Below are 20,602 nucleotides of genomic sequence, written 5' to 3'. Positions count from 1 at the left end.
TTACTGTTCTGGCCGTGCCTGGGGAGCCGGCCTGCTGTGGTCGGCCGGATCGGTGTCATCCGAGGACAGGGACTCGAGGTGCCGAAGATCCTCCGGATGCAGTCCGGGATGGTTCCTCAGCGATTCAAGCAGCAGCTGCATCTGGCGGCGAAGGGTATGCGCGCGTTCCGGGTGGCCCTGCTCGGTGACGTGCCTGGCGAGCATCCGCAGAACGCGGAGCAGGGCCGCCGCCACCTCCGGCTGGTCCAGGCAGTTTTGCCGCAGCTGGTCGAAGGCGTGGTCAACATACTCCTCATGGTCCAGGTTCCACGGCTGGACTATGACCCGGCCGGCGTCGTCCCGCAGTGCTTCCGGGGCGAGCGGGGCGGTGAGGACGCTGCGCAGGAGGCTGCCCAGCCGGAGGGTGATCTCGACGGCGGTTGTGGGGTCGTTGATGGCGGAACTGAGGGCCCGCAGCCCGACGTCCACCAGCTGGCGAATAGCAAAATCGACGTCCTGCAGCATGGTGCGGGAGTCTGCCACCTCGATGGCTCCGGCCAGCCGCTCCAAGACTGCCTCGCCGGGTGCCGGCCAGACGCTCAGGAGCGCTTCATCAGCGTGGACGTAGGCCCCGATCCGGGTTTCCAGCCTGACTGTCGTGCCGGCCGGAACGGCCTTGAGCAGGCGGGTGATGTCTGCCTGGCTGACCCAGCCGCTCACTGTGCAGGGGACCACTGCGGCATTGGCAGGCGGGTGGAAATCCCGCGGATCTGCAGGGCTCAGGCCATGCGGAACCCGGTCCAGCCCCTGCGCCACCCGTCTGCCTTCCGCCGCGATTGCCCGCGCCAGATTGCCCACCTGCAGTCCCCGGGAAAGGTGATCCAGATGGGCAATGATGCCTACGACTGTCACCAGCGTGAGGACGACGGCGAGGGTCAGTGAGATGCGGGGTGCAGCACCGGCGGGGTCGCCGCTGAGGCTGGGAAGGACGAGGATGCAGTAAAAGAACGTGCCAACCAGGAGTCCGATGACGCCCTGGCTGAGCCGGTCTCGGATAAAGGAGCGCATCACCCGCGGGGAAAACTGTCCGCTGGCGAGCTGCAGGCTGACGACGGTCAGGGAAAACACGACGCCTACCGTGGTGATCATGGCACCCGCCACCGTTGCCAGCAGCCAGGTCGCGGCATTGCTGCTCATCGCCAGCGTGAGCGGAATCCGGGCGTCATGTCCCACGGCAGCATCCAGGGACGTGGCACCAACGGCGAGGAGGATTCCGCCCAGCATCAGCAGGGCAGGAAAGAGGAACAGGGATTCGGCGAAACGGTACCGCAGAGCCGCGATGCGCAGGCTGAGTGCCTTCGTGCCTGCGTTCATCGGCGCACCCGCCTTCGGCCGGAATCCGGGTGCGGATCGGCGGCGTCGAGTTTCTGGGCCAGGCCGGACAGCAGGATGTCCAGCCCTTCGTCGAGCTCTGCTGCGCCGTCGTAAGCCACCAGGTCAGGTGCCAGACGGCGGAGCGTGGCGAATTCCCGGGGTGGAAGCCGGTACAGCCCCAGGCGCAGGAGCGCTTCGTCTTCCTCCGGGTCCACGATGAGTTCCTGCAGCTCGTTGAGGATGTGGCCGTACAGGAAGCCGTAGTAGGTCCGGTAGACATGCAGGGCGTCCCTGGGCGCGAACCCGGCGTGGATCAGCACGCCCAGTATCTGCTCCAGGGGGCGCAGCATGCCCAGGGGGCGCAGCCCCAGCGGAGTGGAGAGGGGGCGGGTGACCAGCAGTGGCACGGCATGAGGGTGGCGGAGCGCGGTGAGGCGGAAGTCGTGCGCCGTCTGCCGGAGCTGGGCTTCCCAATCCTGCCCATGCTGGTTGATTGCCACTTCATTCAGGACGAGTTCGGTGATGCCGTCCAGCAGTTCCGCGCGGTTTGCTGCATAGCGGTAGAGCGCCATGGGATCGCAGTACAAGGCTTGGGCGAGCCGGCGCATGCTCAGGGCTTCCAGGCCTTCCGCGTCCAGCAGATCGAGGGCTGTTCGAAGGACCAGATCGCGGGTCAGGCGGGACCTTCCCGGTCCACGCTGGCCGGGAAGCTGGATTGCCGGGGACATGGTTTCTTCCAATCTCTGCCGTACGAGCTACTTAGGAACCCTAGCCGTAAGGTTGCTTAGCACGTAGTCTACAGAGAAGGTCTACATTGTAGATCTGCGGTCGTCCGGCACTGGGCGGCCCCCCAAGGGCAGTACCCCATGACTGTCAGAGTTGAGATTTTTATGCGGATCGAACATGAGCAGGTGGCCGAATTTCTGGCCGAGTGCATAGTCCGGAACCTCGATGACACGGACATGCTTCCGGTCGCAGACCTCTATGGCATGTACGTCATCTGGTGCGAACAACGTGGAATTGAACCCCATGTTGTCCAGGTCTTCTCTCAGGCAGTGCGGCTCCAGGGGCTGGAGCCCGGCATGAGCCGCAACGAGCGGGTCCTCAAGGGAGTGGCGGCCACCGGTCCGATTCCCATCCAGTACATCCTGGAGACCGATAAAGGGCCCAGCCTCAACAGTGCCTTCGGGGCCCTGGTCTAGGGGGTCCTCACAAGCCCCCTGCTCAACGGGGGTCTGGCTGTGAGGAGGCCTCCTCCATAGCGTGTGAAGCATCGGCAGGAACGCTGCCGGCAACACGTACGGAAGCAGGTACAGGCACCATGACCACCATCGGCATCCTCGGCGTGGGGCAGGCGGGCAGCACGATTGCCCGGGCCGCCATCGCAGCCGGCTACGAGATCGTTCTCGCGAATTCGAAAAACCCGGACACGCTGCGGGGGCTCATCAGCTCCCTGGGACGGGGTGCCCGCCCTGCCTGGGCAGCGGAGGCGGCCGCAGGGGCAGATTTCGCGGTCATGGCCTTTCCGTACCGCCCGGACGATGAGCTTCCGGTGGAGGAACTGGCCGGAAAGACCGTACTGGACACCAACAACTACATGATCTGGCGCGACGGCAACTACCCGGAGATCGACGCCGGCCTCAAGACCGTCCACGAACTGCGGCAGGAGCAGCTTCCCGCCTCGAAGGTGGCGAAGGCTTTCAGTCACATCCAGCACCACGCGCGCTCGCCGATCCGGGTTCCGAGTGACAACCTGCCGGGCCTGTTCCGTATGGCCCGTCCCGCCGGGGCTCCGGACCGCAAGGCCCTGAGCGTCTCCAGCGACTACCCCGAAGCCGTCGAGCTGGTGACCCGCCTCTACGACGACCTTGGTTTCGACACCGTGGACAACAGTCCCCTCCGCGAATCCTGGCGCACCGCTCCCGGGACCATGGCATGGAACCGCTCCGTGGACGGCCAAAGCCGCGATGAGCTGATCCGCAACCTGCAGCGGGCACTGGCACCGGGCAGCCGAGGCCGCGTGGTTCAGGGCTAAGCGCGGTTGGCCGCGAGCCGGCGCAGCGCGTCCTCCACCAGTTCCAGCTGCCCCGGCTCGAGTTCCTTGGCCCAGCGCTCCCGCAGGGCATCAAATGTCTGCCGCCCGATGGCTACCATTTCGTAACCGCGTTCGGTTACACGCAGGTGCTTGCGGCGGGCGTCGGCGGGATCGGATCCGGACTCCACGTAGCCAAGCTGCTCAAGGGCGGCGATGGTCTTGGCTGCGCCCTGACGGGGGAGCGGTGGGCAGCTATCCGGCCGACTCGACGGCGTTCGGCTGGCGGGACGCGAACTTCCTGGTCTCCCTGCTGGGTAGCCGGTCCGATGACGTGCAGCAGCGCTGGCACGAGATGATCCCCTTGATGGAAGGCATGTACCTCAGCTTCGAGACGGATACCGGGCCCGACGTTGTCGCCCGGGCTTTCCCGCCCGGTCACCTGCAGTGGCTGCGGACGCTGAAGGCGCTTTGGGATCCATCCGGGCTGTTCCGGGACAACTTCTTTATTGCTTCGGGTCCAATGAAGGCGGACCCGCGCACCGTGCCCGCGCGGGGGCCCCGGAGCAGGACCGGTCAGCGGCGGTGTGATCTTGGCGGGCCGCCGGAATATCCGCGGCCGGACTGCGGGTTGTCGCTGGGTGTACGAACGTCGGGACAACCCCTGCCCTGATGCGATCGAGAGAAAGCACCCCGTCCTAGTGAACCTGTTTACACCGCTGACCGTCGGCACCATGGAACTGCCCAACCGCCTTGTCATGGCCCCGCTGACCCGCATGCGCGCCCGCCTCGACGGCGTCCCCACCGACATCATGGTGGACTACTACCGCCAGCGCGCCTCCCTCGGACTCATCGTGAGTGAAGGCATCTACCCGTCCTTCACCGGCCAGGGCAACACCCGGATGCCCGGTCTGGTCACTGAGGAACACATCGCCGGCTGGAAGCGCGTCACCGACGCCGTGCACGAAGCCGGCGGACGCATCGTCGCTCAGCTGATGCACTCCGGCCGCGTCGGCCACGAAAACGTCAGCGGCCGCCAGCCGGTGGCCCCCAGCGCCATCGCGCTCTCCGGTGAGGCGCACACGTACGACGGCAAGAAGCCCTACCCGGTGCCGCACGCGCTGACCGAAGCCGAGCTTCCCGGCGTCACCGAGGAGTTCGTCTCAGCCGCGAAGGCCGCTATGAAGGCAGGGTTCGACGGCGTTGAGCTGCACGGTGCCAACGGTTACCTGCTGCAGGAATTCCTCTCGCCCGTCTCCAACACCCGTACTGACTCCTACGGCGGATCGCCGGAGAACCGTGCCCGCTTCGTCCTCGAGACGTTCAAGGCCGTGGCCGAAGCCATCGGCGCAGAGCACACCGGCATCCGCATTTCCCCGGAGCACAACATCCAGGACGTCCTGGAAACCGACCGCGACGACGTGCTCGCGACCTACACCGCCCTCGTGGACGGCATCGCGCCGCTGAAGCCGGCTTACCTCAGCATCCTGCACAAGGACGCGGCCGATGAGCTGGTCCAGGAACTGCGCCGCCGTTTCAACGGCCCGGTGCTCCTGAACACCGGCTTCGGCGTGGAGACCACCCGCGAGTCCGCCCTCTCCCTGCTTGATGAGGACCTCGCTGACGCCGTCGTCGTCGGCCGTCCCGCCCTCGCGAACCCGGACCTGGCCCGCCGCTGGCAGGAAGGCTCGGACCTCAACGCCCCCGATTACGCCACCTTCTACACCGACGGCGCTGCCGGCTACACGGACTACCCGGAGCTCGCTCCGGTTTCCTAGCCCTTCTTTGGTGCACGACGGCGGTCCCCATCGTTTGGGGGCCGCCGTCCGTTTGTTGTGCCCCGGGGCCGGCCCGGCTCAGGTGACCGGGACGACGTATGAATCCACCTGGCTGATCAGGCCGTCGCGGAATGTGATGACGTCGCAGTAGTTGAAGAAGATGGACCCGACGGTGCGGTGCTGGCCGTGGCCGCTGCCCGCGATGACCGTGGTGTCCCCCTCGGTCACCATCCGGTCCACGCACAGGTCCGGGCTGCCTTCGAAGCCCGGATCGCCGATCTCGTCATCGAATTCATTCTTGCCCCGCGCCGTGCACGCGCCATGGATGTGCCATACGACGTCGTCAGTCAGGCAGTCGAGGATCGCCGGGTGGTCGCTCCGGCGAAAGCCGTCCAGGTACTTCTCGACCATTTCCTGCTGGGTGCTCATGCCAGGCCCTTTCCGTGCAGGTGCACTGTTCCGCACCAAATACCGAATGCAGGAAACGCTAGCCAGTTTTGGTCTCCGCCGGAACACTCCGGCGGTTCCTGCGTCCCGGACGACCGCCGGTGTCCGGCCACAGCTCGTTCCGCAGGACGGCCAGCGCGGCGACGGCCAGGGCCAGGGAAACGGCGGCTGACAGGAGCAGCGACTGCCAGGCCTGGAACGCGGTGACAAGAGGGCCGGCGACGGCGAGGCCCAGGGGGAGGGCTGCCGTCAGGCCCGCAGTCCAGAGCGTGAAGACGGGCTGCTGTTCATGCTCTGCCAGCTGGCTCTGCAGAACCACGAACACCAGGGGATTGAACGGGGCGTACACGAATCCTGCGGCGGCAAAAGCGACGAAAGCCGCCGTTCCGGTGCCGGCCAGCCCAAGTGCTGCCACGCACAGGGCCCAGCCGGCAATGACGCCCACCAGCACCGGGGCCGGCGGGAACCGGCGAAGGTAGTTCACCGCGACCGCCCCCGCGAGCGCGCCGAAACCGTAGCAGGCCCAGATTGTTCCCAGCGCCGTCGACGGCTGGTCCAGGTCGTCGAGCATGAGCAGGGGCAGGGCAATCTCCACCGGGGCGTAGAAAAGGTCGTACAGGAAGAGGACGGCGAACAGCCGCAGGATCCTGGGCTTGCTCCGGAGGATGGACCAGCCAGAGACGGCAGCTGACTGGTCCGCCGGGCGGGACTGTGTCTCCGCCCCGGAACGCCGGACAGCCAGTAAGGCCGCGAGCAGCACAGCGTAGGTGCCTGCATTGGCAAGCAGTGCCGGCGCCGCCGGACCCCAGAGAAGGAGCAGGCCGCCGCAGGCAGGACCAAGGACGAACATTCCGGCGCCCAGGGAGAGGCCGATCATCCCGTTGACCGCGTAGGAGCCCTCCGGTCCGGCCAGCCCCAGGGCGAAGAGGCGCCGGGCACCTGATCCCAGCGAGCGAAGCACGGATCCGGCGCTGAGTAACGCCACCAGCCAGCCGAATGAGAGGGTGCCGGCCAGCGCCAGCGCGGCAGCCAGACCGTAGAAGCTGATCCGCAGGACGAAGTCGGCAGCGGTTGTGACTGCCGGATCGAATCGTCTCCTTCCCAGTCCAAAGAACAGACTGACCAGCAGCGGCGCGGCAAGCGGTACCGCGTACACCAGGGACAGCTTCAGCGCCGCCGGCAACTCGGACGGCAACCCAAGGACAATGACCGGCAGAGCCACAAGCGTCATGCCGTCACCGATCCGGGACACGAGGTCTCCTGCGAGAAAGGCAGCCAGCCGGGGCTTTCTGAGCGCCTGCAGGTAGGAGAGGGAATGTGTGCCGGTCATGACGGCGACGGTATGCGCTCAAGTTAACTTGAGCGCAACTCGCGTACCCTGCTTCCTATGACGCCGTCCGCTCCTGAGTCCCTGCTGCCCATTTCAGTCGTGGCGAAGCGGTCCGGACTTACCGTTTCAGCGGTGCGTTTCTATGAGGAGCGCGGGCTGATCGCGAGCCGGGAGCGTGTGGCCGGACGCCGCGTGTACCACCGCACGGTCCTTCGGCGCCTGGCCTATATCGCCGCTGCGCAGAAGATCGGTCTCACGATCGCCGAGATCCAGTCCACTATGGCGCAGCTGCCAACCGAACGGGCGCCGTCTCCCAGGGAATGGGCCCGGCTGAGTGAGCCGTGGAAAGACCGTATCGATCAACGCATCGCAGAACTGCAGAGCCTGCGGATGTCCCTGGAGGATTGCATCGGATGCGGCTGCCTCTCGATGTCCGCCTGCGGCATCCTCAATCCGCGGGACCAGGCGGCGGAGGAGGGTTCGGGCGCCCGCTGGTCGGCGAATCGCCCGCCGGGTCAGCCTTCGGGGTCCGAGAGCGAACCCACCAACCGTGACAGCGGTTCCGGAACGTCTCCCGCCGGGAGGGCATGGACCAGCAGCGGGGCGTAGCGGATCTTGTTGCCCGCACGGCCGGACAGGAACCGGTGCAGCTGCTCCTCGACGCCCAGCTCCCGCAGCGAGGGCTGGCGCTGCAGCAGCCGGAAGGACCCCAGTTCACCTTCGGCTGCGATGATTCCCAGCACGACGCCGGTGCCGAGTGCCCGGATCAGCTCGTCTTCCAGGTCGGCCCGGCATACCTGGAAACCACGGTCAGGCAGATCCCCGGCGCCGATTCCTGCTCGGTCCAGTGCCCGCCGGACGTACCAGGCCTCCGCCTCGTCGCACAGTCCGAGCAGCCGGTTACCGGCGCCGCCGGGCCCGTATCTGGCGAGGAACCGCGCGATGTTGGTGACCCCGCCCATCGGAACTACATCCACGTGCTCGGCGGGCAGGTCATGGCCGGCCCGCAGTGCAAGGGCAACCACCGCCAGCCGGTCGCTTTCGCCCTCGACCAGGACCGTCGTCGCGCGCATGCACCCAGTATGGCGCCGCGGCTAGGACATGGCGTCCGTGAACACCAGCTCAACCACCACGGGCTCATCTACCGGTTCAATAGTGGAGCTGAGCTTGGCTCCGGCGGTGAGTCCTTCGAAGACGGTGCGCGTGGGTTCTTCCCAGGTGCCGCAGATGACCGTGACGGGTTTCAAGTCGAGGACACCGATGCGCAGCTCGCCTTCGGACGCGCAGCTCAGATATGCGGCCACCACCTCCCCGTGTGCCCCAAAACCGGCCTCCGTGCCGGAGTTTACGGACCCGGAGAAGGAACCCAGATTCCTCTCGTTAGCTGGAGGGCGAGGCTCGGCCTTAGGTGCGGGTTCGGCCGGCGAACACCCGCTGAGCATCAGTCCCGCGATTCCTGCAGCGGCCAGAGCTTTCGTACGCATAACGCCTCCCCGGGAGATGTAGTCCAGCTGCTCGGCGTCCTGGGGGTGACAGCGGCTGGTCAACGTTGACCTTGTAAGTCGTTAGGGTACAACACGGCATTTCGCGGCCCGGCGGCCCTGGCTCGGGCCCGCGACCGGGGCCCACCCTAGCCTCCGCTTACCAGCCCTCGGTCAGCACCCGGTCCAGTGCAGCCAGGAAGAACCGGGCACTGTCCTCGGTGAAGCACAGCGGCGGTTTGATCTTGAGGATGTTCTGCCGGTCTCCGGTGGGCAGCACGATCACGCCAAGCTCGCGCATTCGGTCACAGATCCCCCGGGTCTCCTCGGTGGCCGGCTCGAGCGTCTCCCGGTCCCGGACGAACTCCACCCCCTGGTACAGCCCCATCCCATGCACGGCGCTGATCAGCGGATGCCGGACCATCAGCTCCCGGAACCCGTCGGACAGGACCTTCCCAACGGCGTCGGCATTTTCCTGCAGCTGCTCCTTCTCGAGCACGTCGAGCACCGTGACCCCGATCCGGCTGCTGAGCGTGCTGCCGCCGCCGGAGGAAAAGAACGATCCCTCGGATGCCAGCGCCGCGGCGATCTCCTTCCGGGTGATCACGGCCCCGAGCGGATGCCCGTTGCCCATCGCCTTGGCCATGGTGATGATGTCCGGCACCACACCGTGTTCCTCGAAGCCCCAGAAGTGCCTGCCCAACCGGCCGTAGCCCATCTGCACCTCATCGCAGATGGTCAGCCCGCCCTGCTCGCGTACCGCGGCGTATACCTGCTCCAGGTAACCGGGCGGCGTGCCGATCGCTCCGGCGTTGCCGTTGCGCGGCTCGGCGATGAACGTGCCCACCGGGGTGCCGGCGTCGTGCAGCTGCTGCAGCTGGCGTACGACGCCGGCGGCGTAGGCAGCACCCGCACCCTCGCCCCGGTGCCGGCCGCGGTACGCGTTCGGCGCGTCCGCCACATGTACCCAGTCCGGCCGGGTTTCCAGCGCCCGCGGGTTGTCCGAGACGGAGGTGGACACGGCGTCGGCGCCCAGGGACCAGCCGTGGTAGGACTCGTGCACACACAGCACGTCCTGGCGCCCGGTGAACGCCTTCGCCAGCCGCAGCGCCAGCTCCACGGCTTCAGAGCCGCTGTTGACCAGCAGCACGGTGTCGAAGGAATCCGGCACCTTGGCCAGCAGCCGCTCGGACAGCTCTGCCACGGACGCGTAGTGGAACCGGGAATTCGTGTTCAGCCGCCGCCACTGCCGGGCGGCGGTTTCTGCGACCACCGGATGGCCGTGTCCGAGTGCGGTGACGTTGTTGACCATGTCCAGGTAGTGCCGGCCGGAGACATCAATCAGGTGCTCTTTCCACCCGCGTTCGATCCGCGGCGGCGCGTCATAGTAGTGCGACTGCAGCGCGTCGTAGACACTGGTCCGCCGCTCCAGCAGGTCTTCGCCGGCGGTTTCCTCCGCCGTAATGCCGAAGAGCGGTGCGGGGTCCAGGAGCAATGCCGCGTAGCCGGGGAACTCGCTGGCCTTCACAAAGTGCGGCGGCAGCCCGGCCGCCGGATAGGCGCCGGGTACCTGGAGCCAGACCGTCAGCGCTTCCGGCCCGGTCTGCCCGATCCGCGAACCGGCGTCCACCGGTCCAGTTCCGGTTCCCAGCTCCAGGCCTGAGAGCACGACGGCGGCGTCCCCGCCTTCCAGCCGGATCGTCCCGTCCCCGCACGAGGACAGTGTCCCGGCGAACGGCGCGTGGACGGCCATAGGGCTGGCCGAGTGGACCTCGACGGCGAGGGACACATTCGCCGGCTCGTCGGTGCTCAGTGCAGCGGCGCGGGTCAGGCGGGCTTCGCCGAACCGGGTGAGCGCAGGCCCGGTGGCGGAGGCTTCGGCAAGGATCCGGTGCTCCTCCGCTTCTCCGTCCAGCCAGGAACCGTCGCGGAAGTGCTCGCTGTTCCAGCCGAAGTCCACACGGCCGGGTTCGGCCAGCTCCGGCAGCAGGGGCAGCCAGGCGGAGGTGTCCGGCCGCGCCGGAAGCGGCAGGCCCAGTGCCGTGCGGATCGCGGCTTCGGCGGCGTTCCAGTCGTAGCGGGCCGGAACTTCGAACATGGTCCACTCGCGGTCCAGGGCGTCGGACGCGTAGTCGTTGCCGGCGTCGACCGTCACCTGGTGCTCACCGCTGACAGCCAGCACCGCCCCGCGCAGGACGATCAGCGGCCACAGCGCCCGTACCTCGGCGTCGGACAATGGTGCCTGGGCGTGGAACGCCTGGATCATGGGCAGCACGGTGAGCGGGTTCGCCGGATCGTGGTGGAACAGGGCGGAGCAGCCGACAGCCAGCTCCGCCACCCGCCAGCTGTACATCGCGTCGCTGAAGTCGATGATCCCGGTGAGCTCGACGGCCCCGCCAACGCCGGGTTCGCAGACCACATTGTCGTCGGTCATGTCGCCGTGCACGGCCTGCACCGGCAGCAGGTCTTTCAAAGGTTCCAGCGCTGCGCTGACGCGTTCCAGCGTCTGCAGGAGCAGGGCCTGCTTCCAGTCCTCGCGGACGAACGGCAGCAGCGAGGCGACCACGTCTTCGCCGGACCGCAGGTCCCACTGCAGGGAGCGTTCCAGGCCCGGATGCTCGAGGCCGGCGAATGCTGTGCTGGTCCGCCCGAGCCAGTTCCCAAGCGCAGCGCGCAGGGGAGCGCCCAGGTGCGGGCGGTCTATGACCGGGGTGCCGTCCACGAAGGTCAGCAGCCGCAGGCAGTGCTCCCGGCCGTCCAGTTCCGGGGTCTCGACAAGGTTCCCGTTTACGGAGGGCAGCGGCAGCGGGGAGGCGAAGCCGGCTGTAGTGAGCCGCTCCATGGCGGCGTTCTGTGCATCGATCTCTGTGCGGGCAAAGGCCGGATTACTGATCTTCAGCAGCCGCCGGGTCCCGTCCGCGGCGGTGAGCAGGAAGTTCCGGTCCTGCTGGCTGCCCAGTTCCCGGACCCGGGATACTTCCAGGGCGTAGAACTCCCCGGCCAGCCGGACGGCGTCGGTCTCGGATACAGCGGGGCGGGGCAGGCCCTCGGGCGCGATCAGTGCAGACATGTTCCATCCCGGATCAACGGCGGTTCAAACAGTGCACCGATCGTATTAGCCGCCTGAACGGGCCTTCAATGAACTCCGGGATTATGACGCCGGCGAGCCCGCTGCCGCCAACTTATCTGCCGCAGGAACAGCCGCGGGGCGCCGGGGGAGGCAGGCGCGGCGAACCGCCTCGAATGCTGCCGCCAGCCCCACATTCACAACCCAGTACGGCCAGGCGATGCACGGGATGAGGCCCAGGACGAACAGCTGCGCCAGCCGCAGCGCCGTCTGGACACCCTTGCCGGTCAGCAGCATGAAGGCAATGACGGCCTGGAACGCCGCGGTTCCCAGGACCACGGCAGGGGCAGCGGGAACCAGCCGCTTCAAGACACTCCGGAACGGCGGCAGCCAGGCCCCGTCCCGCAGCCACTCCAGGAAACCTGTTGCGATCCGCAAGGTGCCAAAGGCGTTTCCTATTGCCGTCGCGGTGAAGAAGAGTCCTGCCACCCGTGCCGCCGCAGTGCCTGCCGCTTTCCTGTTCACGGCTTTCAATCCCCGCCGTCGGGTTCCGGGCGGTGAACTACCAGTACCGGACATGCAGAACGGGCGACGAGCGAGGAGCTGACGGAACCGAACAGCTGCCCGGCCAGGGCTCCATGGCCCCGCCGTCCCAGAATCAGCAGATCTGCGTGCCTGCTGGCGTCAGCCAGCTCGGACTTGGGATTGCCCTGTGCCAGGCGGGCCAACAGGTTCCGGGGAATCTCGCTGCCGAAGGCACGGGAAAGGGTGTCTTCCTGAACCTTTCCGGCGCTGTCCCGAAAGTCCTCGGCCTGCATGGTCACGTACCCGTCGTACAGCTGGGGGAACTCCCAGCAGGTAACCGCTTCGAGCTGGGCACCAAGCGGTTCGGCCAGCGTCTGGGCCTGCCGGAGTGCTTCCACGGATTCCTCGGAACCATCCACGCCCACAACAATTTTCTTGAACTCTCGTGACCCAGCCATGACCGCCTCCGGAGTTTTGTTTGCGGGCAAATGTACTCCCGCGGCAAGGGCGGCACCAGAGAGATTCGTCAACCCGCCTGCCGCAGAAGGCCCGCTTAAACCGATCCCGGTACCGGCGCTGAGGCCACTGCAGCGGGTTTGCCTGCGCGCCGGAACAGGGTCTTGCCGTGCAGGGTCCGCAGGGCATTGAGGATGGTGGCCAGGTCCACGAGCTCCTGGGTGAGCGCGCCTGCCACGGCCGGGATGTACCCGAAAGCGGCCACCAGCATTAGCACCACGCTCAGGATGATGCCCAGCCAGATGCTGCCCAGCGCCACGCGCATGGTCCGCTTGCTGATGTCCATGGCGGTGGCGACCTTGGAGATGTCGTCCGCGACGATCACCGCGTCAGCTGACTCGCTGGCCGCCGTCGAACCGCGGGCCCCCATGGCGATTCCGACGTCTGCTGCCGCAAGCACCGGGGCGTCGTTGACGCCGTCGCCCACCATGATCACCGGCCGCACCGGCAGCGCGGCCACGGCCTTCACCTTGTCCTCTGGCAGCAGCTCGGCGCGCACATCGGTGATGCCCACGGCGCGGGCCATGCTCTCGGCGGTGGCCGCACCGTCACCGGTGAGCATCACCGTCTCGCGGATGCCCAGTGCACGCAGGCGTTCCAGGGTGGCGGCGGCGTTTTCACGGGCCGTGTCGCTGAGGATCAGGGTGCCGGCGAACCGCCCGTCCACGCTGAGGTAGACCACCATCTGGCCCGGGGCCAGGTCCGCGGCCCGCGTTGCCGGGTCCACTTCCTCAATGAAGCGGCGCTTGCCCACGCGCACGGTCCGTCCGCCAATGTGGGCCTCGACGCCGTTGGTCGCCACTTCCTGGGCAGTCTCCGCCGGCTGCACCGGCAGGCCGCGTTCCTCGGCCGAAGCCAGCACCGACGCGGCCAGCACGTGGGAGGAGTACTGCTCCGCGGAGGCTGCCAGGCCCAGCAGCTCATCGGACGTGAAACCGTTGACCGGGTTCACCGAGACCAGCTCGGGACGGCCGTAGGTGAGGGTGCCGGTCTTGTCGAACGCGGCGCTGCGGGCTTCGGCGAGCTGTTCCAGGGTGGCCCCGCCCTTGACGATGATGCCGTGCCGGGCGGAGCGGCTCATGCCGCCCATAAACGCCACCGGAGCGGCGATCAGCAGCGGGCACGGGGTGGCCAGCACCAGCACTTCGGCGAACCGCACCGGGTCCCCGGACACCGCCCACGCAATGCCGGCGATCAGCAGGGAAACGATGGTGAAGGGAACGGCGAAGCGGTCCGCGAGCCGCACCACCGGAGCCTTGGACTCGCTGGCCTCCTGCACCAGGGCGACGATGCGCTGGTACTGGCTGTTCGCCGTCGTCGCCGTGGCCTGGATGCGCACCGCGTGCGTGCCGTTGACCGAACCGCTCATCACCGTGTCTCCGGCGGAGCGGGAGACCGGAATGGATTCACCGGTCAGTGAGGATTCGTCGAAGGCCGCGGCGGGGGAAAGCAGCACACCGTCCACGGGCACCACTTCGGAGGGCTTGATCAGCAGGATGTCGCCCACGGCCACCTCGGTGGCGGGAATGTCTTCGGCGAGTTCGGCCGCGGGTTTGCCCGACGCCGGGTTTCCGCCGGTGTCCGCGCCGGAGGGCAGCCGGTGCGCGATCTGCGGGGCACGGTCCAGGAGCGCATCGAGTTCGCCCTTGGCCCGGCCGGCCGCGTAGTCCTCAAGTGCCTCACCGCCGGAGAGCATCAGCACGATAATCAGCGACGCAATGTACTCGCCCACGGCAACGGTGGCGAGCATGGCAATGACCGCCAGGATGTCCAGGCCGTAGTGCCCGCGCCGAATGTCCTGCACCATGCCGTACCCGGTGATGCCTACGATTCCCAGTGTGTACAGGCTGGCGATCCACTGCGCGGGAGTGTCCGCGCCGGTTCCCCACAGGATCAGCACGACGGCGAGCACCACCACGGTGGCCGCGACTACCGGATAGTTCCGGACTGCCGATTTCAGGCGGGTGCCTGGCGTCTTCGCGGAGACTTCTTTAAGGGCCATGCTTACGTTTTAGGCCCCTTCCGACCCAGTTTCCAGCAAGAGAATGCTTGCCTAACTGCTTTCCGGCTGAACGGGCACGCGCTGGGAACCGCGCCTAATGCAGCTGCGCCTCGATCTGCTGGACGCTTTCGATGAGGCGCGCGCCGATGCCGGCGTCGTCCTTGCCGGTGCCGAAATACACCACGGACAGGGATGCCGGCAGCTGCCCGGGCACCTGCACCGGAACGGCAACGGAACCGACGCCGTCGATCACTTCGCTGTGGCTGGTTGCATAACCGCGGCGCCGGGCCAGCCGCGCTTCCTCGCGGTACGGCTGCCCGGGTGCCAGCCGGTCCCAGTGTTCCTCGGACACTGCTGACTGGATGGCGATGCCCGGAGCGCCGGCGGTAAAGGAGTGCCGGGTGCCCGGCCGCTGGATCAGGGCGGTGCGGCTGTGCCGGGGTTCAACGGTGACCAGGGTGACGCAGTCATGCTGGTCCCACACGGCGATGAACGCGGTCATGGACAGTTCGTTGGCCAGCACGGTCAGCTCCGGGAGCGCAGCCGACTGCAGGTCGCGGGAGACCCCGCGGGCCAGCGCGGCCAGTCCGGGCGCCGCCGAAACCCGGCCGGCGTCGTCGCGCATCACCAGCGAATGCGCTTCCAGGGTGCGCAGGATCCGGTAGGCGATGGACCGGTGGACGCCCAGGCCTGCGGAGAGCTCCGCGATCGTCAGGGGCGTCTCGGATTCGGCCAGAAGTTCCAGTGCCTGGATCCCGCGGGACAGGGTCTGGGACTGGGAGCCGGAACCGGTGGACGCAGAAGTCATGCGCCCATCATAGGCTCAGGCGGCCACCGCACGGCGCCGCCTCCGGGCACCCACGGCGCGGCCAATCACTCCCTGACGTGGGCTGAAAAGATACGCGAGGGCAAAAACGCTGCCCTGGGCCAGCACCACCATGGGTCCGGTGGCTGTGTCCAGGTAATAGCTGGCGTAGATGCCGGCGACCGCGCAGCCCGCCGCAAGTGCCGGTGCGATCAGCAGCATGCGGCTGAACCGGTCGGTCAGCAGGTAGGCAGTGGAACCGGGGATGATCAGCATCGCAACCACCAGGATCACCCCGACTGCCTGCAGGGCAACGACGGCGGTAAGGGCCAGCAGCCCCAGCAGCGCCGCGCCCAGCAGGCGCGGATTAAGCCCGACGGCGTGGGCCTGGGTGGGATCGAAGGCGTACAGCGTGAAGTCGCGGCGCTTGAACAGCAGCACGGCCAGGGTCAGTGCGGCCAGGACGGCAACCTGCGCCAGGTCCGCCGAGCTCACGCCCAGCAGGTTGCCGAAGATGATGTGGTTCAGGTCGGTCTGGCTCGGTGTCACGGAGATCAGCACCAGTCCGGCAGCGAAGAGCGTGGTGAAGACGATGCCGATCGCTGCGTCCTCCTTGATCCGGCTGGTATCGCGCACCAGCCCGATCAGGCCCACGGCGAGGAATCCGAAGACCACGGCACCCAGTGCGAACGGTGCACCCGCCACGTAGGCGAGCACGACGCCGGGCAGCACGGCATGGGACACGGCGTCGCCCATCAGTGACCAGCCGATCAGCACCAGCCAGCAGGACAGCACGCCGCACACCACGGACGCAATGACGGCGGTGGCCAGGGCGCGGACCATGAAGTCGTAGGCCAGGGGTTCGGTGAGCAGCTCGATCACTGGTTTCCTGCTTTCAGAGTCTCGGCAGAAACGGGGGTGCCGTCGTCCAGCACGTTGAGGCCGAAAGCGCGGGCCAGCTGCTCCGGACGCAGCACCTCCTGCGGGGCGCCGTGGGCCAGGACGCGGCGCATCAGCAGCACCGCTTCGTCGGCGAGCTGGGGAAGGGCATGCAGGTCATGGGTGGAGACGAGGATGGTCCGGCCGTCTGCGGCCAGTTCCCGCAGCAGTGCGGTAATGGTTGCCTCCGACCGCTTGTCGACGCCGGCGAACGGCTCATCGAGCAGCAGTACCGACGCGCCCTGGGCGATGCCGCGGGCCACGAAGGCGCGCTTTTTCTGGCCGCCGGAGAGCCTGCCGATCTGCCGGTCTGCCAGCTCGGTAAGCTCCACGCGTTCCAGGGCCTCGGCTACCGCGGCCCGGTCCGCAGTGCGCGGCCGGCGGGTGGGACCCATCTGGCCGTAGCGTCCCATCATCACCACGTCCTGCACGCTGAGCGGGAAGGTCCAGTCCACGTCCTCGCTCTGCGGAACGTAGGCAACCAGTCCGGACCTGCGGGCCTTCGCCGGAGCCAGGCCGCTGAGACGGACTGTTCCGGCAGCCGGCTTCACCAGGCCCATCAGGGACTTGAACAGGGTGGACTTGCCGGAACCGTTCATCCCCACCAGCCCGCAGACCCGTCCCGGCTGCACGGCGAGGCTGACGCTCTCAAGTGCCGTGACGTCGTCGTACTTCACCGTCACGGAGTCCAGTTCCAGTGCGGGAACGCTCATTGGGCGGCGGTTCCCGTCAGGGCGGCGATGATGGTTCCGGTGTCGTGGCGGATCAGATCGAGGTAGGTGGGCACCGGACCGCCCTCTTCGGAGAGGGAATCGACGTACAGGACACCGCCGAACTTCGCGCCGGTGGCCTCGACCACCTGCAGCATCGGGGCGTCGGAAACTGTCGACTCGCAGAAGACCGCGGGGACCCGGTTGTCCTTGACGAACTCGATGGCGGAAGCGATCTGCTGCGGGGTGGCCTGCTGCTCCGCGTTCACGGCCCAGATGTAGCGTTCCGTGAGTCCGGCGTCGCGGGCCAGGTAGGAGAACGCCCCTTCGCAGGTGACCAGGGCGCGCTGGTTCTCCGGCAGGGCTCCGAGCTCAGCGGCCAGCTCGTCCTGGACCTCCTGCAGTTCCTGTTTATAGGCCTCCGCATTGGACCGGAAGGCCTCCGCGTTTTCCGGATCGAGGCCTGCGAAGGCCTCCGCCATGTTGTCCACGTAGATCCGGGCGTTCAGCGGCGACATCCAGGCGTGCGGATTGGGCATCCCTTCATACGCGTCCTCGGCAATGCTGATCGGGTCGACGCCTTCGCTGACCGTTACCCGGGGGACATCGAGGTCTGCGGTGAACTGTTCGAACCAGGCTTCCAGGTTCATGCCGTTGTCCAGGATCAGGTCTGCCTGCGAGGCGCGGCGGACGTCGCCGGGGGTGGGCTCGTAGCCATGGATCTCGGCCCCGGTCTTGGTAATCGATTCGACCTGCAGATGTTCACCGGCGACGTTTTCGGCCATGTCCGCCAGGACGGTGAAGGTGGTCAGGACAACGGGTTTTTCGCTGTCGGGCGCGGAAGCGGCGGTCCCCGAACAAGCGGACAGGGCGAGCAGAAGGGCTGCGGCCGGCAGCGCTGCCAGGCGGCGGGAGCGGAGCTGGATGTTCATGCGGAACACCATAAGTTCGGCGTGCTGATTAAACAAGTTCGGTGCACCGAACTTTGTCACATCACGCAGATGGTGAGGGTTAGATCCGAAGGAATCGGGGATGTCAGGGAAGGCGTCGTCGGCTCAGCAGGCCGGATCCCAGCAGGAGCAGGCCACCGGCCAGCGGCCACCACAGGTACATGGAGACCGTCCCGCCTACGAAGGCAGTGACCATCACCGCGATCATTACGGTGCTGACCAGCAGGACACCCGCAACGATCCGGGCCCGGCCGCGGTGCGGGGGCGGGATGGGCGGCAGCCAAGTGGGACGTTCGTCGATCCACTCCATCCGGTCAGTCTAGAAGCGGCGGCAGCCGCTGCAACCCCGGTTTCCGGAAAACTTTCTCCTCACCGGCAAACCGGGCTCGCCGGCGTCGAACATCCCTTTTGCCTCCGGCGCGGAACTGGCACAGTGGCGTGGAGGACAGTTGCCACCCACCCGGCCAAGGAGGCCCCCATGGAATCAAGTGACCTGTTAGTTGATGCGTTCGGACGGCTTCCTTCCACCGTGCGGCGGGTGGTGCACGGGCTGAGCGCCGAGGAGCTGAACCACCGGCCGTATCCGGACGGCAACTCGATCTCCTGGCTGATCTGGCACCTGGCCCGGGTGGAGGATGCACAGGTGGCCGACGTCGCCGGCCACCAGCAGGTATGGACCGCCGAAGGCTGGGTGGACCGGGTGGGACTGCCGCTCGACGCCGAGGACACCGGCTACGGCCACACCTCGGAGCAGGTGGCCAAGGTGCAGGTGCAGTCCGGGGGCGTGCTGCAGGGCTACTACGACGCAGTGAGTGCACGGACGATCGCCTTCGTGTCCGGACTGTCCGCGGCGGACCTGGACCAGGTTGTGGACACGGCCTGGGATCCGCCCGTCACACTGGGGGTGCGGCTGGTCAGCTCCCTGGCCGACTGCCTGGAACACGCAGGCCAGGCAGCCTACGTACGCGGGATGCTGGCTGCCGGGGGTCCGTCGTGAACATCGTGACGAGCCTGTCGGAGTCCTTCAAGACGATGGCCGTGGCGCGGGTTTACGGCGAACCCGTGCAGGTCGGCTCCGAAACCCTCATGCCCGTGGCGCTGGTCCAGGCCGGTTTCGGCGGCGGGGGAGATGCCGACGGCGAAGGCGGAGGCGGGGGCGGCGGAATGGTGCTGCCGCTTGGCGTCTACGCCGCGAAGGACGGTGCCCCGGCGGTTTTCCGCCCGAATCCGGTGGCGCTGATCGCGGTCATGACGCCGCTGGCCTGGATCCTCATGCGGGGAATGCGCTCGCGGAGGTAGGGTTGCGGGCCGCGGAGCGCCTCCATGCTTTGGAAGCCGCTTCTCCTCCGGTTTGGGACGTCCCTGCCATTTCGGGACTTTCCTGCCGCGGCGCCGCGCGGGAACGTCCCGAACCGTACGGATTGTCCCTAACCGGAGGGAACCGCTGCGCAGGAAAGTCCCGAGGCCCCCGGTGAGCTCAGGAACCGATCGTCAGCAGCAGCGCATCACAGGCTGCGGCGCAGCGGTGGCAGGCCTCGGCGCAGATGCGGCAGTGGTCGTGAGCGGACGCGTGCTGCTCACATTCCTCCGCACAGCGGCGGCAGGCGGCAGCGCAGGCCCGAACCAGGTCGGCGGCCGTGGCGTAGTCCTTTCCTGCACGGGCCAGTACCTTTCCGGTAGCTGCGCAGATTTCCGCGCAGTCGAGATCGGTGCGGATGCAGCTGACCATGTCGCCGAGCATGTCCTCTCCAAGGCAGGCATCCGCACAGGCTGTACACGTCTGGACGCAGTCGAAGCAGGCCTCGATGGCCGCAGCCACTGCGTCCATGTCCACGGTTGAATTTCCCGCGGGGTGGGAGGTCAGCATGTCTTTGATCAGGCTCATGGCGTACTCCTTGGGTTGGCTTGCCGCGAGCCTAGCCAAGAGCACTCGGACCCCTCAAGCAGCCGGCGGCATTTTGCCCCCGGACTAGGCGGGTGCATAGAATCGGCGTAGCCTGACAAGGCCGGTTATCCGGAACAGGCACGGGGCTTTAGCTCAGTTGGTAGAGCGTTTCGTTCGCAATGAAAAGGTCAGGGGTTCGATTCCCCTAAGCTCCACGGATTCGAGGTCCCGTCTTCCCGCCCAGCGGTGAGGACGGGACCTTTTTGCTGTCCGAATGTGAAGTCCCGGTTACCGCGTATGAAATACGGGTTTTCGGGGCAGCCGGACCACCCCGATATATTTGCCGCACCCATGTAACGCACATCACACACGCAGGGGAAGTATGAACAACAAGGAACTGGTCCTCGATTTTTACGAGAAGTACAACAACCGCGACGTCGAGGGCGTCATGGCTTACCTGGGTGAGACCTACATCCAGCACAACCCCTGGGTGGCGGACGGTCCTGCCGCCTTCCGCCGGTTCGTGACCTACCTGCGGGAGAACTACCCGGACGGGCGCAACGAGGTGAAGCGCGTCATTGCCGACGGCGACCTGGTGGCGCTGCACGTGCACTCCCGCCGGGTGCCGGGTGAAGAAGGCCGCGCGATCGTGGACATCTTCCGGGTTGAGGACGGCAAGGTGGTGGAGCACTGGGACGTTATCCAGCCGATCCCCAAGGAGATTTATCCGCCGATCAATGACAACGGGTACTTCTAGCCGCCGGAACACCCGCCGATAAACT

General features: G+C 67.2%; 25 protein-coding genes and 1 tRNA gene. 9 read left to right on the top strand and 17 right to left on the bottom strand.

The features are described 5' to 3' along the window. Nucleotides 1–1,353 carry a DUF2254 domain-containing protein gene (locus NGB94_RS13735; RefSeq protein WP_325791237.1) on the bottom strand — a complete coding sequence of 451 codons (1,353 nt, stop codon included), beginning with the start codon at nucleotides 1,351–1,353 and terminating at the stop codon, nucleotides 1–3. Beyond that, complete coding sequence (locus tag NGB94_RS13730) at nucleotides 1,350–2,081, bottom strand: TetR/AcrR family transcriptional regulator C-terminal domain-containing protein (RefSeq protein WP_325791236.1); 732 nt, start codon at nucleotides 2,079–2,081, stop codon at nucleotides 1,350–1,352. The genes NGB94_RS13735 and NGB94_RS13730 overlap by 4 nt, the downstream gene beginning before the upstream one ends. A gap of 138 nt (nucleotides 2,082–2,219) precedes the next feature. On the opposite strand from NGB94_RS13730, the gene NGB94_RS13725 reads away from it, so the two are divergent. Together NGB94_RS13725 and NGB94_RS13720 are read left to right on the top strand one after the other, a co-directional pair. After that, complete coding sequence (locus NGB94_RS13725; RefSeq protein ID WP_325791235.1) at nucleotides 2,220–2,555, top strand: primase-like DNA-binding domain-containing protein; 336 nt, start codon at nucleotides 2,220–2,222, stop codon at nucleotides 2,553–2,555. 119 nt (nucleotides 2,556–2,674) lie between these two features. Next, nucleotides 2,675–3,388 carry an NADPH-dependent F420 reductase gene (locus tag NGB94_RS13720; RefSeq protein WP_325791234.1) on the top strand — a complete coding sequence of 238 codons (714 nt, stop codon included), beginning with the start codon at nucleotides 2,675–2,677 and terminating at the stop codon, nucleotides 3,386–3,388. On the opposite strand, the gene NGB94_RS13715 is transcribed toward NGB94_RS13720, so the two are convergent. Further along, nucleotides 3,385–3,603 carry a hypothetical protein gene (locus NGB94_RS13715; protein WP_325791300.1) on the bottom strand — a complete coding sequence of 73 codons (219 nt, stop codon included), beginning with the start codon at nucleotides 3,601–3,603 and terminating at the stop codon, nucleotides 3,385–3,387. The genes NGB94_RS13720 and NGB94_RS13715 overlap by 4 nt on opposite strands. 29 nt (nucleotides 3,604–3,632) lie before the next feature. Here NGB94_RS13715 and NGB94_RS13710 point away from each other — a divergent pair, with 29 nt between their 5' ends. Both NGB94_RS13710 and NGB94_RS13705 read left to right on the top strand, forming a co-directional pair. Beyond that, nucleotides 3,633–4,058 (top strand): hypothetical protein, encoded by a 426-nt coding sequence (locus NGB94_RS13710; RefSeq protein WP_325791233.1) that lies wholly within the window; start codon nucleotides 3,633–3,635, stop codon nucleotides 4,056–4,058. Between the two features lie 28 nt (nucleotides 4,059–4,086). Further along, nucleotides 4,087–5,163 carry an alkene reductase gene (locus NGB94_RS13705; RefSeq protein ID WP_325791232.1) on the top strand — a complete coding sequence of 359 codons (1,077 nt, stop codon included), beginning with the start codon at nucleotides 4,087–4,089 and terminating at the stop codon, nucleotides 5,161–5,163. Nucleotides 5,164–5,241: 78 nt separating this feature from the next. Here NGB94_RS13705 and NGB94_RS13700 read toward each other — a convergent pair whose 3' ends face one another. Next, the gene (locus tag NGB94_RS13700) at nucleotides 5,242–5,592 is read right to left on the bottom strand and encodes a nuclear transport factor 2 family protein (RefSeq protein WP_325791231.1); all 351 of its coding nucleotides are present in this window, start codon (nucleotides 5,590–5,592) and stop codon (nucleotides 5,242–5,244) included. A gap of 58 nt (nucleotides 5,593–5,650) precedes the next feature. Beyond that, nucleotides 5,651–6,940: an MFS transporter gene (locus NGB94_RS13695; RefSeq protein WP_325791230.1), complete on the bottom strand. Its 1,290-nt coding sequence runs from the start codon at nucleotides 6,938–6,940 to the stop codon at nucleotides 5,651–5,653. 57 nt (nucleotides 6,941–6,997) lie between these two features. On the opposite strand from NGB94_RS13695, the gene soxR reads away from it, so the two are divergent. Further along, nucleotides 6,998–7,549, top strand: coding sequence for a redox-sensitive transcriptional activator SoxR (soxR, locus tag NGB94_RS13690; protein ID WP_325791229.1), 552 nt, complete (start codon nucleotides 6,998–7,000; stop codon nucleotides 7,547–7,549). Here soxR and NGB94_RS13685 read toward each other — a convergent pair. From NGB94_RS13685 to NGB94_RS13635, 11 genes are all read right to left on the bottom strand, one after another. After that, complete coding sequence (locus NGB94_RS13685) at nucleotides 7,456–8,013, bottom strand: TOPRIM nucleotidyl transferase/hydrolase domain-containing protein (RefSeq protein WP_325791228.1); 558 nt, start codon at nucleotides 8,011–8,013, stop codon at nucleotides 7,456–7,458. The genes soxR and NGB94_RS13685 overlap by 94 nt on opposite strands. Nucleotides 8,014–8,034: 21 nt before the next feature. Next, entirely contained in the window at nucleotides 8,035–8,424 is a 390-nt protein-coding gene (locus NGB94_RS13680) for a hypothetical protein (RefSeq protein WP_325791227.1), read from the bottom strand. A 157-nt stretch (nucleotides 8,425–8,581) separates the two neighbouring features. Then, nucleotides 8,582–11,491 carry an aminotransferase gene (locus NGB94_RS13675; protein WP_325791226.1) on the bottom strand — a complete coding sequence of 970 codons (2,910 nt, stop codon included), beginning with the start codon at nucleotides 11,489–11,491 and terminating at the stop codon, nucleotides 8,582–8,584. Between the two features lie 81 nt (nucleotides 11,492–11,572). Beyond that, nucleotides 11,573–12,013: a hypothetical protein gene (locus NGB94_RS13670; RefSeq protein WP_325791225.1), complete on the bottom strand. Its 441-nt coding sequence runs from the start codon at nucleotides 12,011–12,013 to the stop codon at nucleotides 11,573–11,575. 5 nt (nucleotides 12,014–12,018) lie between these two features. After that, complete coding sequence (locus NGB94_RS13665; protein ID WP_325791224.1) at nucleotides 12,019–12,471, bottom strand: universal stress protein; 453 nt, start codon at nucleotides 12,469–12,471, stop codon at nucleotides 12,019–12,021. A 95-nt stretch (nucleotides 12,472–12,566) separates the two neighbouring features. Continuing rightward, nucleotides 12,567–14,531 (bottom strand): heavy metal translocating P-type ATPase, encoded by a 1,965-nt coding sequence (locus tag NGB94_RS13660; protein ID WP_325791223.1) that lies wholly within the window; start codon nucleotides 14,529–14,531, stop codon nucleotides 12,567–12,569. A gap of 94 nt (nucleotides 14,532–14,625) precedes the next feature. Beyond that, entirely contained in the window at nucleotides 14,626–15,339 is a 714-nt protein-coding gene (locus NGB94_RS13655) for an IclR family transcriptional regulator (protein WP_325791222.1), read from the bottom strand. A gap of 15 nt (nucleotides 15,340–15,354) precedes the next feature. Then, complete coding sequence (locus tag NGB94_RS13650; RefSeq protein WP_325791299.1) at nucleotides 15,355–16,179, bottom strand: metal ABC transporter permease; 825 nt, start codon at nucleotides 16,177–16,179, stop codon at nucleotides 15,355–15,357. Between the two features lie 35 nt (nucleotides 16,180–16,214). Beyond that, nucleotides 16,215–16,988: a metal ABC transporter ATP-binding protein gene (locus tag NGB94_RS13645; protein ID WP_325791221.1), complete on the bottom strand. Its 774-nt coding sequence runs from the start codon at nucleotides 16,986–16,988 to the stop codon at nucleotides 16,215–16,217. Further along, nucleotides 16,985–17,917 carry a metal ABC transporter substrate-binding protein gene (locus NGB94_RS13640; RefSeq protein WP_325791220.1) on the bottom strand — a complete coding sequence of 311 codons (933 nt, stop codon included), beginning with the start codon at nucleotides 17,915–17,917 and terminating at the stop codon, nucleotides 16,985–16,987. Before NGB94_RS13640 ends, NGB94_RS13645 begins: the two co-directional genes overlap by 4 nt. 103 nt (nucleotides 17,918–18,020) lie before the next feature. Then, nucleotides 18,021–18,245, bottom strand: coding sequence for a hypothetical protein (locus tag NGB94_RS13635; RefSeq protein ID WP_325791219.1), 225 nt, complete (start codon nucleotides 18,243–18,245; stop codon nucleotides 18,021–18,023). Between the two features lie 168 nt (nucleotides 18,246–18,413). On the opposite strand from NGB94_RS13635, the gene NGB94_RS13630 reads away from it, so the two are divergent. Both NGB94_RS13630 and NGB94_RS13625 read left to right on the top strand, forming a co-directional pair. Continuing rightward, a complete protein-coding gene (locus NGB94_RS13630) occupies nucleotides 18,414–18,932 on the top strand; it encodes a mycothiol transferase (protein WP_325791218.1) in 519 nt (172 codons plus the stop codon). Nucleotides 18,933–18,937: 5 nt separating this feature from the next. Continuing rightward, the gene (locus NGB94_RS13625) at nucleotides 18,938–19,234 is read left to right on the top strand and encodes a hypothetical protein (protein WP_325791217.1); all 297 of its coding nucleotides are present in this window, start codon (nucleotides 18,938–18,940) and stop codon (nucleotides 19,232–19,234) included. Between the two features lie 178 nt (nucleotides 19,235–19,412). Here NGB94_RS13625 and NGB94_RS13620 read toward each other — a convergent pair whose 3' ends face one another. Further along, a complete protein-coding gene (locus NGB94_RS13620; RefSeq protein WP_325791216.1) occupies nucleotides 19,413–19,820 on the bottom strand; it encodes a four-helix bundle copper-binding protein in 408 nt (135 codons plus the stop codon). 142 nt (nucleotides 19,821–19,962) lie between these two features. Between NGB94_RS13620 and NGB94_RS13615 the strand changes: the two genes are divergently transcribed. Together NGB94_RS13615 and NGB94_RS13610 are read left to right on the top strand one after the other, a co-directional pair. Then, nucleotides 19,963–20,035: transfer RNA gene (locus NGB94_RS13615), tRNA-Ala, on the top strand. Between the two features lie 167 nt (nucleotides 20,036–20,202). After that, nucleotides 20,203–20,577 (top strand): nuclear transport factor 2 family protein, encoded by a 375-nt coding sequence (locus NGB94_RS13610; RefSeq protein WP_325791215.1) that lies wholly within the window; start codon nucleotides 20,203–20,205, stop codon nucleotides 20,575–20,577. The last annotated feature ends 25 nt before the right edge of the window (nucleotides 20,578–20,602 follow it).

This window comes from Arthrobacter koreensis, assembly GCF_035792275.1.
Lineage (GTDB): Bacteria > Actinomycetota > Actinomycetes > Actinomycetales > Micrococcaceae > Arthrobacter_B > Arthrobacter_B koreensis_A.
Note: the sequence above shows the minus strand (reverse complement) of the source record. Positions and strands in the feature narration are given on the sequence as shown.

Coding starts and splice junctions, on each gene's coding strand:
- NGB94_RS13730 (WP_325791236.1), bottom strand. CDS start 2,081: ATGTCCCCGGCAATCCAGCTTCCCGGCCAGCGTGGACCGGGAAGGTCC.
- NGB94_RS13685 (WP_325791228.1), bottom strand. CDS start 8,013: ATGCGCGCGACGACGGTCCTGGTCGAGGGCGAAAGCGACCGGCTGGCG.
- NGB94_RS13660 (WP_325791223.1), bottom strand. CDS start 14,531: ATGGCCCTTAAAGAAGTCTCCGCGAAGACGCCAGGCACCCGCCTGAAA.
- NGB94_RS13720 (WP_325791234.1), top strand. CDS start 2,675: ATGACCACCATCGGCATCCTCGGCGTGGGGCAGGCGGGCAGCACGATT.
- NGB94_RS13700 (WP_325791231.1), bottom strand. CDS start 5,592: ATGAGCACCCAGCAGGAAATGGTCGAGAAGTACCTGGACGGCTTTCGC.
- NGB94_RS13655 (WP_325791222.1), bottom strand. CDS start 15,339: ATGACTTCTGCGTCCACCGGTTCCGGCTCCCAGTCCCAGACCCTGTCC.
- NGB94_RS13630 (WP_325791218.1), top strand. CDS start 18,414: ATGGAATCAAGTGACCTGTTAGTTGATGCGTTCGGACGGCTTCCTTCC.
- NGB94_RS13620 (WP_325791216.1), bottom strand. CDS start 19,820: ATGAGCCTGATCAAAGACATGCTGACCTCCCACCCCGCGGGAAATTCA.
- NGB94_RS13735 (WP_325791237.1), bottom strand. CDS start 1,353: ATGAACGCAGGCACGAAGGCACTCAGCCTGCGCATCGCGGCTCTGCGG.
- NGB94_RS13635 (WP_325791219.1), bottom strand. CDS start 18,245: ATGGAGTGGATCGACGAACGTCCCACTTGGCTGCCGCCCATCCCGCCC.
- NGB94_RS13680 (WP_325791227.1), bottom strand. CDS start 8,424: ATGCGTACGAAAGCTCTGGCCGCTGCAGGAATCGCGGGACTGATGCTC.
- soxR (WP_325791229.1), top strand. CDS start 6,998: ATGACGCCGTCCGCTCCTGAGTCCCTGCTGCCCATTTCAGTCGTGGCG.
- NGB94_RS13675 (WP_325791226.1), bottom strand. CDS start 11,491: ATGTCTGCACTGATCGCGCCCGAGGGCCTGCCCCGCCCCGCTGTATCC.
- NGB94_RS13650 (WP_325791299.1), bottom strand. CDS start 16,179: ATGGTCCGCGCCCTGGCCACCGCCGTCATTGCGTCCGTGGTGTGCGGC.
- NGB94_RS13640 (WP_325791220.1), bottom strand. CDS start 17,917: ATGAACATCCAGCTCCGCTCCCGCCGCCTGGCAGCGCTGCCGGCCGCA.
- NGB94_RS13665 (WP_325791224.1), bottom strand. CDS start 12,471: ATGGCTGGGTCACGAGAGTTCAAGAAAATTGTTGTGGGCGTGGATGGT.
- NGB94_RS13645 (WP_325791221.1), bottom strand. CDS start 16,988: ATGAGCGTTCCCGCACTGGAACTGGACTCCGTGACGGTGAAGTACGAC.
- NGB94_RS13610 (WP_325791215.1), top strand. CDS start 20,203: ATGAACAACAAGGAACTGGTCCTCGATTTTTACGAGAAGTACAACAAC.
- NGB94_RS13695 (WP_325791230.1), bottom strand. CDS start 6,940: ATGACCGGCACACATTCCCTCTCCTACCTGCAGGCGCTCAGAAAGCCC.
- NGB94_RS13725 (WP_325791235.1), top strand. CDS start 2,220: ATGACTGTCAGAGTTGAGATTTTTATGCGGATCGAACATGAGCAGGTG.